The sequence below is a fragment of the Arthrobacter sp. K4-10C genome, from assembly GCF_059090085.1.
The window spans coordinates 1-13,741 of the sequence record NZ_JBNHFI010000010.1 but is presented as its reverse complement, the minus strand read 5'-3'; the positions used below and the strand labels follow the sequence as shown (position 1 = coordinate 13,741).

Annotated in this window: 10 protein-coding genes; 6 read left to right on the top strand and 4 right to left on the bottom strand. The window is 65.2% G+C overall.

All coding sequences use genetic code 11. The annotated features are described in order from the left end of the window. The first annotated feature begins 109 nt into the window (after window positions 1-109). The 3 genes from AC5RUU_RS14705 to AC5RUU_RS14695 all read left to right on the top strand — a co-directional run bounded on the left by AC5RUU_RS14705 (window position 110) and on the right by AC5RUU_RS14695 (window position 4,411). Window positions 110-1,558 (top strand): arabinose isomerase, encoded by a 1,449-nt coding sequence (locus tag AC5RUU_RS14705; protein ID WP_493975940.1) that lies wholly within the window; start codon window positions 110-112, stop codon window positions 1,556-1,558. A gap of 236 nt (window positions 1,559-1,794) precedes the next feature. After that, on the top strand, window positions 1,795-2,628 hold the full coding sequence (locus AC5RUU_RS14700) for a PRC and DUF2382 domain-containing protein (protein WP_493975939.1): 834 nt from the start codon (window positions 1,795-1,797) through the stop codon (window positions 2,626-2,628). Window positions 2,629-3,097: 469 nt separating this feature from the next. Further along, window positions 3,098-4,411, top strand: coding sequence for a cell division protein PerM (locus AC5RUU_RS14695; protein ID WP_493975938.1), 1,314 nt, complete (start codon window positions 3,098-3,100; stop codon window positions 4,409-4,411). A 25-nt stretch (window positions 4,412-4,436) separates the two neighbouring features. On the opposite strand, the gene AC5RUU_RS14690 is transcribed toward AC5RUU_RS14695, so the two are convergent. Continuing rightward, window positions 4,437-4,868 (bottom strand): hypothetical protein, encoded by a 432-nt coding sequence (locus tag AC5RUU_RS14690; protein ID WP_493975937.1) that lies wholly within the window; start codon window positions 4,866-4,868, stop codon window positions 4,437-4,439. A 39-nt stretch (window positions 4,869-4,907) separates the two neighbouring features. On the opposite strand from AC5RUU_RS14690, the gene purN reads away from it, so the two are divergent. Further along, window positions 4,908-5,486, top strand: a complete 579-nt coding sequence (gene purN / locus AC5RUU_RS14685; protein ID WP_493975936.1) for a phosphoribosylglycinamide formyltransferase — start codon at window positions 4,908-4,910, stop codon at window positions 5,484-5,486. Window positions 5,487-6,581: 1,095 nt separating this feature from the next. Here purN and AC5RUU_RS14680 read toward each other — a convergent pair. Beyond that, window positions 6,582-7,934: an MFS transporter gene (locus tag AC5RUU_RS14680; RefSeq protein ID WP_493975935.1), complete on the bottom strand. Its 1,353-nt coding sequence runs from the start codon at window positions 7,932-7,934 to the stop codon at window positions 6,582-6,584. Window positions 7,935-8,077: 143 nt separating this feature from the next. On the opposite strand from AC5RUU_RS14680, the gene purH reads away from it, so the two are divergent. Further along, on the top strand, window positions 8,078-9,763 hold the full coding sequence (gene purH, locus AC5RUU_RS14675; RefSeq protein ID WP_493975934.1) for a bifunctional phosphoribosylaminoimidazolecarboxamide formyltransferase/IMP cyclohydrolase: 1,686 nt from the start codon (window positions 8,078-8,080) through the stop codon (window positions 9,761-9,763). Between the two features lie 81 nt (window positions 9,764-9,844). Here the strand turns inward: purH and AC5RUU_RS14670 are convergent, their stop codons facing one another. Further along, window positions 9,845-10,075 carry a hypothetical protein gene (locus AC5RUU_RS14670; RefSeq protein WP_493975933.1) on the bottom strand — a complete coding sequence of 77 codons (231 nt, stop codon included), beginning with the start codon at window positions 10,073-10,075 and terminating at the stop codon, window positions 9,845-9,847. Further along, on the bottom strand, window positions 10,059-11,045 hold the full coding sequence (locus AC5RUU_RS14665) for a trypsin-like serine peptidase (RefSeq protein WP_493975932.1): 987 nt from the start codon (window positions 11,043-11,045) through the stop codon (window positions 10,059-10,061). Before AC5RUU_RS14665 ends, AC5RUU_RS14670 begins: the two co-directional genes overlap by 17 nt. A 332-nt stretch (window positions 11,046-11,377) precedes the next feature. Between AC5RUU_RS14665 and AC5RUU_RS14660 the strand changes: the two genes are divergently transcribed. Further along, window positions 11,378-13,597, top strand: a complete 2,220-nt coding sequence (locus tag AC5RUU_RS14660; RefSeq protein ID WP_493975931.1) for an NADP-dependent isocitrate dehydrogenase — start codon at window positions 11,378-11,380, stop codon at window positions 13,595-13,597. The last annotated feature ends 144 nt before the right edge of the window (window positions 13,598-13,741 follow it).

Here is a 13,741-nt window from a genome sequence, read left to right as displayed (position 1 = left end):
GTTCTGGGCAGGCCGTGCAGGCCGTCCGGAACCGGACCCTTTGACGGGTGCTTCCACGTAATGCGTGACAAGCAGTTGCTTGTGGACTTAGGAGCCGGAGGGCAGCGGGTTGGCAGATCCAAACCGTCTTGAAGAGTTGCTGAAGCCGCGTCGGCGGCGGCCCACCCGCATCGGGCTGGTGTCCGGAGGGCTCGGAGCGTACTGGCCCCAGTTCCCCGGACTCCTGCCGGAGCTGCAGGAATCCTCCCGCTACGTCGCCGGCCGCCTCGGGGAGCTTGACGCCGAGGTGGTGGACACCGGCTTCATCTCCGATGCCCCCGAGGCCGCAGCGGCCGGAGAGAAGCTGAGGGTGGCCGATTGCGACCTGATCATCATCTTCCTCGCCACCTACCTGACAGCCTCCATGGTCCTGCCCATCGCCCAGCGCTCGCGCACGCCGGTGCTGGTCATCGACCTTCAGCCCACCGAGGCCATGGACCATGCGAACTTCGATACCGGTGCGTGGCTTGCCTATTGCGGACAATGCCCGGTGCCGGAAGTCGCCAATGTGTTCCGCCGTGCGGGGATCGAGTTCCGCTCCGTCTCCGGGCACCTCAGGCAGGAGTCGGCGTGGGACAGGATCACTCAATGGGTGCATGCCGCTGGCGTCAGGGCCCGGCTGCGTCATGCCCGCCACGGCCTGATGGGACACCTGTACCCGGGGATGCTGGATGTTTCCACTGACCTGACCACCGTTTCCACCACCTTCGGATCGCACGTGGAAGTGCTCGAATTCGATGACCTGCGTGAACGAGTCAATACTGTGACGGACCAGCAGGTGGCGGAGCGGCTGGCCTTGGCCAAGGCACTGTTCGTCCTCGATGAGTCCGTGCATGAAGAGGACTTCGCCTGGGGCGCCAAGGTTTCGGTGGGTTTGGACAGCCTGGTCGAGGACTTCGACCTGGACTCCGTGGCCTACTACCACCGCGGCCTGGCGGGGGAACAGCACGAACGGCTTGGGGCGGGCATGATCCTGGGTTCCTCCATCCTCACGGCACGTGGTGTCCCGATGGCGGGGGAGTACGAGTTGCGGACCTCGATCGCCATGCTGGCCGCGCAGGCCATCGGGGCCGGCGGTTCCTTCACGGAGATCCAGGCCCTCAACTTCTTCGATGGGGTGGTGGAGATGGGCCACGACGGCCCGGCGCATCTTGCGGTATCCGCCAGGGAGCCTCTCCTGCGCGGCCTGGGCACGTACCACGGCAAGCGCGGCTGGGGAGTGTCGGTCGAGTTCGATGTCCGGCAGGGACCCGTCACCACGGTCGGCCTCGGCCAGGACCCGGACGGCAGCTACGTTTTCGTCACCTCGGAGGGCGAGGTGGTGCAGGGCCCGTTGCTGGAAATCGGCAACACCACTTCCCGGGTGGATTTCGGGGGAGACCCCGGGCTTTGGGTGGACCTCTGGAGCCAAACCGGCGTCGGCCACCACTGGGCCCTCTGCCTGGGGCACCGAGCGGCCGACATCAAGGCCGCGGCCTCCCTCCTGGGCCTTGAGTACCGGCACGTTTCAATTCCCTAGGCGGGCACCTTCGGCTGGCGTGCCCGGCGCAACCAGGCGGCCGCAACTTGCCGGCGCTAAGATTTTCCCAAGAAAATTACTAAGTATGCTTTGCAATTGATGCTAAGCATGCTTACGGTATAGGGGCAGCCAAGGAAGCCTCAAGCAGCCGGGGCGGCGGCCGGAGAACGGATTCCCCCGTCCGGACCACCTTTGGCTAAGCGAAACCCAGCGCAAGGCACACCCAAGGAGACGGCATGCTCAACCGGGAAAATATTGAAGACCTGCTCAACAGGAACGGCAACGTCATCGGCTCCGACGGCGAGAAGATCGGTTCGATCGGACAGCTGTACGCGGACGACGACACGGGTGAACCGACGTGGGTCACCGTAAAGACGGGGCTCTTCGGCACCTCCCAGTCCTTCGTTCCCGTTGAAGGCGCGCACACCCAGGGCGATGACCTGGTGATTCCGTACACCAAGGACCAGGTCAAGGACGCGCCCCGCGTGGACGCGGACGGCCACCTCACCCCCGAGGAAGAGGACCGCCTGTACACCCACTACGACCGTGGGGCCCGCACCTACTCCGACACTCGCGGGGATGTGGACCTCCAGGGCGATGCCGACCTCAACGCCGGCACCCCCACCGCCGGCATTGACCGTGATACTGCCACCCGCGGCGCGGTCGGCCACGACACTTCGGGCCCCAACACCGATGACGCCATGACGCGCTCCGAGGAGCAGTTGCATGTCGGCACTGAGCGTGAGGCTACCGGCCGCGTCCGGCTGCGGAAGTACGTCACCACCGAAAACGTCACCAAGACCGTCCCCGTGCAGCGGGAAGAGGTCCGCCTGGAACGTGAGCCCATCACGGACGCCAACCGTGGCGCCGCAATGTCCGGGCCGGACATCAGCGAAGAGGAGCACGAGGTGATCCTCCACGAGGAACGCCCCGTCGTCGAAAAGGAAGCAGTGCCCGTGGAGCGGGTCCGCCTGGACAAGGACGTGGTCCAGGAAGACGTCACGGTCAACGAGGAAGTCCGCAAGGAGCGCATCGAAGCGGACGGCGTGGACGGCGACCGACGCCCTTGATCAAGTGAAGGCACGCCTCCTGAAGCGGCGCTGACAGCGGACGCGGACGGACCGCGGCGACCTGCCGCCCACAACAGTCGACGCCGGGAACCTGCTTTGGGGGTCCCGGCGTCGACTGTGCTTGCAGACTTCATGAAAACGCTGGTGCAGCCTCCGTCTAAACGGTGACTGCACCAGCCAGTAGGACGAATATCTTCAGAACTTAGTGTTCATCTCTCATTCGCGGCTCCTGTTTCCCGGCTTACGGTTTCCGGGCCCAGCGCCGGCCCTGCTTTCCATGCCGCTGGTTCGGTCACAGGACCAGGCGTACTCTCGATGCACCCTTCCGGGGTGCCGGCGCTTGCAGTAAGTCCCATTTTACGGCGGACCCCTAAAAAAAGCGCCGCGAAAGGACCCTGCAAGTGTTAGTTGATCCGGGGAGCCTGTCGCTTCCGGGCCCGGCGGATCCGGCGTGACACCATGGATCACGATGAAACTGCGCGCTGACCAGACCGGAGACCGTGGCCTGCCCATGCCCCTATGGCTGCAGGGCGCCCTTGAAACAGCCCAGGCAGCGATCATTTCCGCACTGGTGGTGATCGCTCCGATCATTGCCGTCTGGGCAACGGCCGGCTTCCAGGACGGACAGTTCGATACTCTGGCACGCCTGGCCGGGCAGTCCTGGCTGCTGGTCCACGGGGTGCCGCTCGCGCTCACCGCCGCAGGCACCGACGCCGCGGCCCATGCCGGCGCCGGCCTCCTGACCCTCATTCCGTTGGGGCTCACCCTGATCCCGTTCCTGCTGGCATGGCGCGCAGGACGGCGCCTGGCGCGTGCCTCCTATACGGACCAGCTCTGGCAGGCGCTCCTGGGCTCATGGGTGGTCTACTCAGCGTTCGGAGCCGCCACGGGTTTCGTTTGCCGCACCCCGGACGTCGACATCAATCTGGGGCATGCGATGCTGGTTCCCCTGATTCCCTACGCCTTGGGAATGGTGACCGGCGCCCGGCGGGAAGCGGGGTCCTGGAGCAGGCTCATCGGGGTCGACGCCGTGGACTGGATCTCACGCACCAGCCAGCACTCGCGCTGGGCGGGCTCATACCTCGCTTCTGCGGCCAAGGCCGGCTTCGTGGCGGTGGTATCCGCGCTGGCGCTGGCTTCGACGCTGCTGGCCGTCGACCTTTTCATCCACTGGAACCTCGTGGTTGCCGTGTATGAAGCGCTCGACGCCGGCGCCATCGGAGGTGCCGCCCTCACCGTCGCACAGCTGGGCTACCTCCCCAATCTGGTGGTCTTTGCCCTCGCCTGGATGTCCGGCTCCGGGTTTGCCCTGGGGGTTGGCTCCCAGGCGGGTCCGCTGGGAACCGCCGTGGGGCCGTTGCCGTCCATCCCGGTGCTCGCCGCGATTCCCAGCGGGCCTCTGGATTATGCCTTCGTTGCGCTGATCGTCCCGGTATTGGCCGGTGTCCTGGCCGGCTGGTGGTTCCTGCGGGAAGGCGAGAACCATTTCGATGAGTGGCTTTCCATCAAGGTCCGGGCACGCTGGTTCACGGCAACAATCTCCACCCTGGTGCTCGGCGCGCTGACCGGGCTGGCGGCCGGGCTGTTGACCGCGGCGCTGGCGTGGCTGGCGCGGGGTTCGGCCGGTATCGGACGGCTGACTGACCTTGGCCCCGACCCCTTGTGGACGGGAGTCTGGGTAGCAGCTGAGGTGGGTGCCGGCGTCGTCGTCGGATACGCTGCCGGGCCCTGGCTGGAACGCGAGCGGGCGGCGAAGGAAACGGACGCGGAGCTGGTCCACTAGCCGGTGAACCTGCTTCTCCCGGAGATCAGGGGAGTTGCGCGGGCAACGAATTCTCCAGCTGTACGCGGCAGGCTGACTGGGCCTGATCCGTCAGCGCCCGGCCCACACACGCCTGGTATTCGCGCACTTCCGCGAAGAACACTGCCGTAACAACGATCAGCAGCACCAAAATGGCCGCTACCACCAACCCCGAGATGGTGCCGATGAGAACGAGCTTGGACTCCCTCAACCGGGCCGCCCGGACCAGCAGCACAACGCCCAGGGCAAGGCTGGCGGCCGTGAGGATGGCCGTTAGCCAGAGGTAGCTGACGTCCAGCTGGTAGACGAAGAACGCGCCCAGTACCGAGACAACGAACATCCGGAACAGCGTGTGGGTCCTGGCGAGCGAGGCTTTTGCCGCCTCGCTGAGCGGCGCCCGGGTCCGCTGCTGCTGCGCCGGTTCGGGGTTGCTGTTCATGTTTTCCAGCCTACGCGAGGCTGCCCATAAGCTAGACCAATGCGCATCGTAGTCCTCGTTTCCGGAACCGGGTCCAACCTCCAGGCAGTCATTGACGCGGTTCAGGCGGGCGAGCTCGACGTCGAAATCGCCGCCGTGGGTGCCGACCGTCCTGGGACCTACGGGGTGGAACGCTCGGCCGCCGCCGGCATCCCCACCTTTGTGGTCGACTTCAAGGCCTACCCGGACCGGGCGGAGTGGAACGGTGCGCTGACGAAGGCTGTGGCGGCTTTCGAGCCGGACATTGTGGTGTCGTCCGGGTTCATGCGGATCGTGAGTCCGGAATTCATCGACGCCTTCGACGGCAAATACCTCAATACACATCCGGCGCTGCTTCCCGCGTTTCCGGGCGCACACGGGGTGCGGGACGCTATGGCGTACGGGGTGAAAGTCACCGGCTGCACGGTGCACTGGGCCGACGCCGGCGTGGACACCGGGCCTATCATCGCCCAGGAAGCCGTGGCGATCGAGGATGGCGACACCGAGGAAACCCTCCACGAACGAATCAAGGTGGTGGAGCGCCGGCTCCTGGTCTCCACCCTCGCACACCTCGCCGCCACCCACTCCGCCTGCGCCTGACCCGCACAACTCCCGCCCCACCCAACTCCCGCCCCACCCAACTAGGTAGCAGCAGATGTCGTTCTGAGCCCTCAAAACGACATCTGCTGCTACCTAGTTGGACGGCTCGGGGGAGCCTGTGGATAACTTTCGCCGCGCAGCGCGGAGTTTGTCACCATAGGCCCATGAAGACTCCCCGCCCGATGCCCCAACCGCTGTGTTCCGCTGCTTTCACTTTCCAGGAAGCAGTCGACGCCGGCGTAACGGTTGGGCGGCTGAGGCACCGTTCGTTGGCTGCACCGAGCCGAGGTATCAGGGCGCCTTTACGCCGGCCCGTTTCAGAGCTGTCGTCGAGCGTCCGGCCGCTGACCTTGATCACAGCATTCTCGGCTGCTTCACATGCGACAGCCTTCACGTTGTGGTCCTTCCCGGGCTTCCTCCCGGGCCTGGATGATCCTGTTACCCACATCTCCAGGCCGGACACCGTGGCCATTCCGCGTCGGTCCGGAGTTCGGGGGCATCGCGGGCAATTCTTTGACGATGAGATCACAACCTTGAACGGCCTCTTCATCACCTCCCGGACCCGCACGTGGCTGGACTGTGCGCGGAAGATGAGTACTGATGAGCTGACGGTGGTGGCTGACCACCTGCTGAGGATTCCCAGGCCTGAACTCGAGGCCAGATCCGAGCCCTACGCAACGCATGAGGACCTCGCCGAGATGCTGGACAGGCACAAGGGAACTCCCGGAATCCGCAAAGCCCGGCTCGCGCTTGAGCAGGCCCGCATCGGAGCGGAGTCTGCCCCGGAAACCCGCCTTCGGCTGGCACTGCAGTACCGCGGGCTGCCGGAACCGCAACTGAATGTCCCCGTGGAACTGGGTACCGACGCCGTACGCCAACCCGACATGAGCTACCCGGAACACAAAGTGGCAGTGGAGTATGACGGCGAAGGCCATTCCGAGGCAGCGCAGGTCGTCCGGGATATCGCCCGGGAAGAGGACTTTGCGCGCTCTGGATGGACGCTTGTCCGGATATCCAAACGGCACATGGAAAACGAGGCAAAGGCCGCCGTCGCCAAAGTCCGTTCGGCCCTGCTTGGCTGCGGGTGGGAGGGGGCTACTCGAGGCGGCGCTGCTTCGTTTCGGGGGAGAAGAACGCCATCCACAGGACCGCCAGCAGTACCAGTCCGCCGGCCAGGGCAAAGGACGTTGCCAGCCCCAATTCCGGCCAGAAGTAGTTCGCGAAGATGAGCGGACCGAAACCGGCACCGAGCCGCGAGAAAGTGGACGCCCAGCCGAAGCCGGTACCGCGCAGTTCGGTGGGGTAGAGCTCGGACACGTATGCGTAGAGCACCGGGATGGCCACCTGCACCACGAACCCGAACACCAGCAGCCAGAACACCGCTGCCGTGGGGATGTCTACCACGAACGCGACGATCACCAGGGTCAGCGCAGACAACGGACCCGTGATGGCCAGAATCCACTTGCGGCCCACCCGCTCCACCAGGAGGGCCGCAACGATGACGCCCAATAGGCCCACGGCGGCCATGGACGCCGTGGTCACGAACGCCTTGTACTCCGCGAAGCCGGCGCCGATCAGGATGCGCGGCATCCACGTCAGGGACAGGTAGTAGACCAGCAGGATGCTGAAGAACAATGCCCAGGCCGCAGCCGTGATCTTCCAGTTGAACTGCCACACGGACCGCAGCTGGGTCCACGCGCTGCCGGCGGAGAGCCGTGGCACGTCCCTGGCGTCCGGCAGGCTGTAGGCGCGGGCTTCGGCGCCGGTTGCCTTCACAAGGCCGTCAATGACCTTCGCGGCCTCCTCACGCCGGCCTTTGCGGATCAGGAACAACGGTGATTCCGGCACGCTCCGGCGGACCCAGAACACCAGCAGGGCGGGCAGGACCATCACCAGCATGGTCAGCCGCCAGTCACCAAACACGCCTACGAGAGCGGCGGAAACGAAACCCGCGAGGGCGGCGCCGACCGGCCACCAGCCGTCCATGGCGGTGAGCACCTTGCCGCGCTGCTTCCGCGGCGTGAACTCACCCACCAGCGCGTAGTCCACCGGGATACACCCGCCCAGGCCAAAACCGGCCATGAACCGGAACACGCAGAACCAGATGAAATCGGGGGAGAACGCGCCGAACACGGTGAAGAGCGAGAAGATCAGCAGCGTGGCGGTGAACGCCTTCCTGCGCCCGATGGTGTCCGCGATGGTGCCCCACACGAAAGCCCCAAGGGCCATGCCGATGAGGTTGGACGTTCCCACCCACGCCACCTCGCCGGGAGTCAGCGCCCAGTGCGTGGAGAGCAGCGGAATGAGGATGCCGTTCAGCGTCACGTCCCAGGCATCGAACATGAAACCGAGCCCGCCGATCAGGAAGATCTTGCCTTGGACTTTCCATCGCCAGGGCAGTTCCTGGACCACCTGCTCGCCGCTCGGCACAGTGGTGTAAGTATTCATCGCAGCCTCCTGATCAAAAACTCTAGCCGGGCCCCCGGGCGTTCACACTCCGGCTGACACGCGGGGCAACCTGCGCTTCGCGATAAACTGGCCCTATCCCCACCAACCGCGGCACTGTTCCGCGAGATAAGACGGAGACATTTGTGAGCTTCACGCAGCATGAGCGCGTAACCATTGACCGTGTTCCCATCCGCCGCGCCCTGATCTCGGTTTACGACAAAACCGGTCTGGAGGAGCTCGCCCAGGGCCTGCACGCAGCGGGAGTGAAGCTGGTTTCCACCGGCTCCACGGCCAAGAAGATCGCCGCCGCCGGCATCCCCGTCCAGGAAGTCGAAGAAGTCACCGGCTCGCCGGAAATGCTGGACGGCCGCGTCAAGACGCTCCACCCTCGTGTCCACGGAGGCATCCTTGCGGACCGCCGCGTCGAGGCGCACATGGAGACGCTGGTCAGCATGGAGATCGAACCCTTCGACCTGGTGGTGGTGAACCTCTACCCGTTCGTTGAAACCGTCAAGTCCGGTGCCGCCCAGGACGACGTCGTCGAACAGATCGACATCGGAGGCCCGGCCATGGTGCGCTCCGCAGCAAAGAACCATGCCGCCGTCGCTATTGTGGTGGATCCATCCTTCTACGGCCAGGTGGTCTCCGCAGCCGCTGAGGGAGGCTTTGACCTGAACACCCGACGGCGGCTGGCCGCCAAGGCGTTCGCCCACACCGCTTCTTACGACAACGCCGTGGCCACCTGGACCGCCAGCCAGTTCCTTGACGAGGACGGCGACGGCGTCATCGACTGGCCGGCCTACGCCGGTATGTCCCTGGAACGCTCGGAGGTCCTGCGCTACGGCGAGAACCCGCACCAGCAGGCGGCACTGTACGTGGACAAGGCCGCGCCGGTGGGCATTGCCCAGGCAGACCAGCTGCATGGCAAGCCCATGAGCTACAACAACTTCGTGGACGCCGACGCAGCCCTTCGCGCCGCGTACGACTTCAACGAACCCGCCGTGGCCATCATCAAGCACGCCAACCCCTGCGGCGTGGCCGTCGGTTCCGCCGATGCCGCCGACCCCATTGCCGACGCCCACGCCAAGGCCCACGCCTGCGATCCCGTCTCCGCGTTCGGCGGAGTGATCGCGGCCAACCGCACGGTCACCGCGGCCATGGCCAACACCGTCAAGGACATCTTCACCGAAGTTGTCATCGCGCCTGGCTTCGAGCCGGAGGCCGTGGAGATCCTGGCCAAGAAGAAGAACATCCGCCTGCTTTCCCTGCCCGAGGGCTACGGCCGGTACCCCACGGAGTTCCGCCAGGTGTCCGGCGGAATGCTGGTCCAAGTCAGCGACAAGGTGGATGCCGACGGCGACAACCCCGCCAACTGGACGCTGGCAGCCGGTGAAGCCGCTGACGAGAAGACCCTTGCAGACCTGGTCTTCGCCTGGACCGCCTGCCGCGCCGCAAAGTCGAACGCCATCCTGCTCGCTGCTGACGGTGCCGCCGTCGGCATCGGCATGGGCCAGGTCAACCGCCTGGATTCCTGCCGCCTGGCAGTAGAGCGCGCCAACACCCTTGGCGTGAAGGTTGAGTCCGACGTCGACGGGGCGGGCGGTGCCTCCAACACCAGCGGTTCGAACGCACCTGAGCGCGCCCGCGGCGCAGTCGCCGCCTCCGATGCCTTCTTCCCTTTCGCCGACGGCCTGCAGATCCTGACCGACGCCGGCGTCCGCGCGGTGGTGCAGCCCGGCGGTTCCGTCCGGGACGAGGAAGTCATCGCGGCCGCAAACGCAGCCGGCATCACCATGTACTTCACGGGTGCGCGCCACTTCTTCCACTAGCCCCCATTGCCGCGTGGGCCCGGCAGGCCCAAGACGACGACGGCGCCTGTCCCCGAGGGGGCAGGCGCCGTCGTTGTTTGCTCAGGCAGGTTGTTCGGGCGGCGATTCCACGGGGCCGGCATCGGCCCCGTCACGGTCCGCGTCCCTCTGCTTGAGACGCGGACCCTCCGCCGGAAGCCGGAGCTCCCGGGGCTTGGCTTCCGCCATCCGCTGCTTCGTCCAGTACTCGAGGATTTCCTCGTGCGTCTGGGCTACATCGCTGCGGGTGACGGAGTCCTGGCCGGACGGATCGCTGCTAGGAGATTTGTGCATTTTGGTACGTTGCCTGGATGACCGTGCCCCAGTACGGGCCGTACATCACTTTGGAGCCGCTGTACCCGTAGCTGTTGACCGAGTTCTGGACACCACTCGGGTTGGTGCTTGCAGGAACGCCGGAGGAGCTGGTGCCGATGAACCAGGGGCCGCCGGAAGCCCCGCCGGTCATGTCGCAGGGGATGCCCTGGGTGTCAAAGTTATTGGTGGTGTCCGGAGTCGCCGTGCCGGTACAGCTCTTCAGCGTTTCGCCGTTGAACGGTTTGGCTGCCGGGTATCCGAAGGACTTGTAGGCCAGGCCGCGGGCCTGGTTGAAGGCGACGCCGGAGCCGCCCACCACGTCGGTCAGGGTCTGGCTGTTCAGCTTGTTCATCACGGCAAAGCCGGTGTCGTAGGAGATGTCACCGCCGGCGCTCCACTGGGTGGGGGCGAAGTAGGCCCGCGCAGTCCATTGGCCGTAGGGGGCGAGGCCGTTCTCATAGGCAGGAACAAAAATGAAGTTCGTGGCAAACGCACCCGGGCCCTCGTTCAGGCAGTGTCCTGCCGTAGCGACCGTGCTCTCATTGGCCGAGGACACCGCGTTGGCGGAGCACACATAATTCGAACCGCCCAACGTGAAGAAGACCTTGCCGATGTGCTTCACCGGGGCTTCGCTGGCTGCGATGGTCTGCTTGCCCCTGGTCGCCTCAACCTGCGAGCTTTTACCCTTTTCGACAGGGGCAGTGGAGCGGCTGCCGCGCTCCAGCGCCTTGCCGGCCAGGACGTCGCCAGGAATGGCGTTCTTCATTCTTTCGGCTGTCCAGTACTCCGCGGCTCCGGTGCTGTCAACGGTGATGCTGGCGACGGCCGGCGCCGTCCTGTCGTCCGAAGCAGCGGGTGCGGCCGAGGCTCCACCGGCCGTGGTCAGTGCCAGAACGGCAGCTGCTGAGAGGCTTAGGAGGCCCGAGGCCAGAGACCTGGTGCGTGTCATTGTTGTCCTGTCTGAAACGGGGTATCGGCCCCGGGGCGGGCCGGAGAGTGACGTAGCGAATTTATCGCCATATGACAAGTTTGTAAATAGTAGTGACGTATCATGTATGGCCTTCGGGCCGGGGCGGCGCCAAGGCCCGCGGAGAATTCCGGCGGCGGCGCGCACCCCGGGCGGGTGCCGCCGTCGTGCGTTTTCCATCGCTGTAATCCTGCTCATCGCGGGGTAATCAAGAGGCGCCGGTAGGGCCCAAACCCGCCTCCTCGGGTAAGTTGTAGATGGTGAAATAGACCGACATTTCACAATCAAGCCGACCCACAGGGAGACGCCCGCGCATGTCCAAGATTATCTACACCCACACCGACGAAGCGCCGATGCTGGCTACCTATTCGTTCCTGCCCATCATCGAGGCGTTCGCTTCGACCGCAGGTGTGGAGGTGGAGACCCGCGACATTTCGCTTGCCGGCCGCATCATCGCCGTTTTCGGTGACTACCTCACCCCGGAACAGCAGATCGGCGACGCCCTTGCTGAACTGGGTGAACTGGCGAAGACGCCGGAAGCCAACATCATCAAGCTGCCGAACATCAGCGCCTCCATCCCGCAGCTGAAGGCCGCCATTGCCGAGTTGCAGGGCCAGGGCTACGCGCTGCCGGACTACCCGGACAACCCCTCCTCGGATGAGGAAACGGCCATCCGCTCCCGTTACGACAAGATCAAGGGCTCCGCCGTGAACCCGGTCCTGCGTGAAGGCAACTCGGACCGCCGTGCACCGCTGTCCGTGAAGAACTACGCCCGCCAGAACCCGCACTCCATGGGTGCCTGGACCGCAGACTCCAAAACCAACGTGGCCACCATGGCACAGGACGACTTCCGCTCCAACGAGAAGTCCGTGGTCATCGAGTCCGAGGGCACCATCGCCATCCAGCTGGTCCGCGAAGACGGCTCTGTGAAGGTCCTGAAGAAGGCCTTCCCCGTGCTGGCCGGTGAGGTCATCGACGGCACCGTGATGCGCGCCGCTGCCCTGGACGAATTCCTCAAGGCCCAGGTTGCCCGGGCCAAGGAAGAAGGCGTGCTGTTCTCCGCCCACCTGAAGGCCACCATGATGAAGGTCTCGGACCCCATCATCTTCGGCCACGTGGTCAAGGCCTACTTCTCCGAACTCTTCGACACCTACGGCAAGCAGCTCGCTGCCGCCGGCATCAGCCCCAACAACGGCCTCGCAGCCATCCTGAGCAGCCTCGAGGACCTTCCGGAGGACGTGCGCGAAGGCGTGCAGAACCTCATCAAGAAGGGCCTCGAAGACGGTCCGGCGCTGGCAATGGTGGATTCGGACAAGGGCATTACCACCCTGAACGTCCCCAGCGACGTCATCGTGGACGCGTCCATGCCGGCAATGATCCGCAGCTCCGGCCACATGTGGGGCCCGGACGGCAAGGAAGCCGACACCCTGGCCGTCCTGCCGGACAGCTCCTACGCCGGGATCTACCAGGTTGTCATCGATGACTGCCGTGCCAACGGTGCCTACGACCCCACCACCATGGGCACCGTGCCGAACGTTGGCCTGATGGCACAGGCCGCCGAAGAATACGGCAGCCATGACAAGACCTTTGAAATCCAGGAACCGGGCACCGTCCAGATCGTGGACGGCTCCGGCAACGTGCTGATCGAACACCAGGTCTCGGAGGGCGACATCTGGCGCGCCTGCCAGACCAAGGACCTTCCCATCCGCGACTGGGTCAAGCTGGCTGTCACCCGTGCCCGCGCCTCCCAGACCCCCGCCGTCTTCTGGCTGGACGAGGAGCGCGCCCACGACGCCAACCTCATCGCCAAGGTCAACGAGTACCTGAAGGACCATGACACCGAGGGCCTGGACATCCAGATCATGTCCCCGGTCAAGGCCATCGCTTTCACCCTTGAGCGGATCCGCAAGGGTGAGGACACCATCTCCGTGTCCGGCAACGTCCTCCGCGACTACCTCACGGACCTGTTCCCAATCCTGGAACTGGGTACCAGCGCCAAGATGCTCTCCGTGGTTCCGCTGATGAACGGCGGCGGCCTCTTCGAAACCGGCGCCGGCGGCTCCGCACCGAAGCACGTCCAGCAGCTCCTCAAGGAAAACCACCTGCGCTGGGACAGCCTGGGTGAGTTCCTGGCCCTGGCCGTCAGCTTCGAGCACCTGGCCACCACCGCTGGCAACGCCCGCGCCCAGGTACTGGCCGACACCCTGGACCGCGCCACCGGCACCTTCCTGCTGGAAAACAAGTCCCCAAGCCGACGGGCAGGCGAGCTGGACAACCGCGGCAGCCACTATTACCTGGCCCGCTACTGGGCGGAGGAACTGGCCAAACAGACGGACGACGCCGACCTGGCCGCCGCGTTCAGCTCGGTCGCCGACGAGCTGTCCTCCAAGGAGGAAACGATCGTTGGGGAGCTGGCAGAGGTGCAGGGCTCCCCGGTGGACGTCGGAGGCTACTACCACCCGGACGATGCCAAGGCCTCGGCAGTGATGCGTCCGTCTGCCACCCTGAACAAGGTCATCGCCACCCTGAACTAGGTGATTGCTGCTGTGGCAGGGGATAATGATGCGGCGCTCCGGTCTATCTGAACTGCTCCCCGAAAGTTGGACTGAGAAATTCAGTTCCGGTTTTCGGGGAGCAGTTTTATGCGTGAGGACAGTTCGCTATCAGCGGAGCAGCGC

What these genes read in the sequence shown, in the direction of transcription:
- AC5RUU_RS14700 (WP_493975939.1), top strand. Translation starts at nt 1,795, where the DNA reads ATGCTCAACCGGGAAAATATTGAAGACCTGCTCAACAGGAACGGCAAC.
- AC5RUU_RS14695 (WP_493975938.1), top strand. Translation starts at nt 3,098, where the DNA reads ATGAAACTGCGCGCTGACCAGACCGGAGACCGTGGCCTGCCCATGCCC.
- AC5RUU_RS14690 (WP_493975937.1), bottom strand. Translation starts at nt 4,868, where the DNA reads ATGAACAGCAACCCCGAACCGGCGCAGCAGCAGCGGACCCGGGCGCCG.
- purN (WP_493975936.1), top strand. Translation starts at nt 4,908, where the DNA reads ATGCGCATCGTAGTCCTCGTTTCCGGAACCGGGTCCAACCTCCAGGCA.
- AC5RUU_RS14680 (WP_493975935.1), bottom strand. Translation starts at nt 7,934, where the DNA reads ATGAATACTTACACCACTGTGCCGAGCGGCGAGCAGGTGGTCCAGGAA.
- AC5RUU_RS14670 (WP_493975933.1), bottom strand. Translation starts at nt 10,075, where the DNA reads ATGCACAAATCTCCTAGCAGCGATCCGTCCGGCCAGGACTCCGTCACC.
- AC5RUU_RS14665 (WP_493975932.1), bottom strand. Translation starts at nt 11,045, where the DNA reads ATGACACGCACCAGGTCTCTGGCCTCGGGCCTCCTAAGCCTCTCAGCA.
- AC5RUU_RS14660 (WP_493975931.1), top strand. Translation starts at nt 11,378, where the DNA reads ATGTCCAAGATTATCTACACCCACACCGACGAAGCGCCGATGCTGGCT.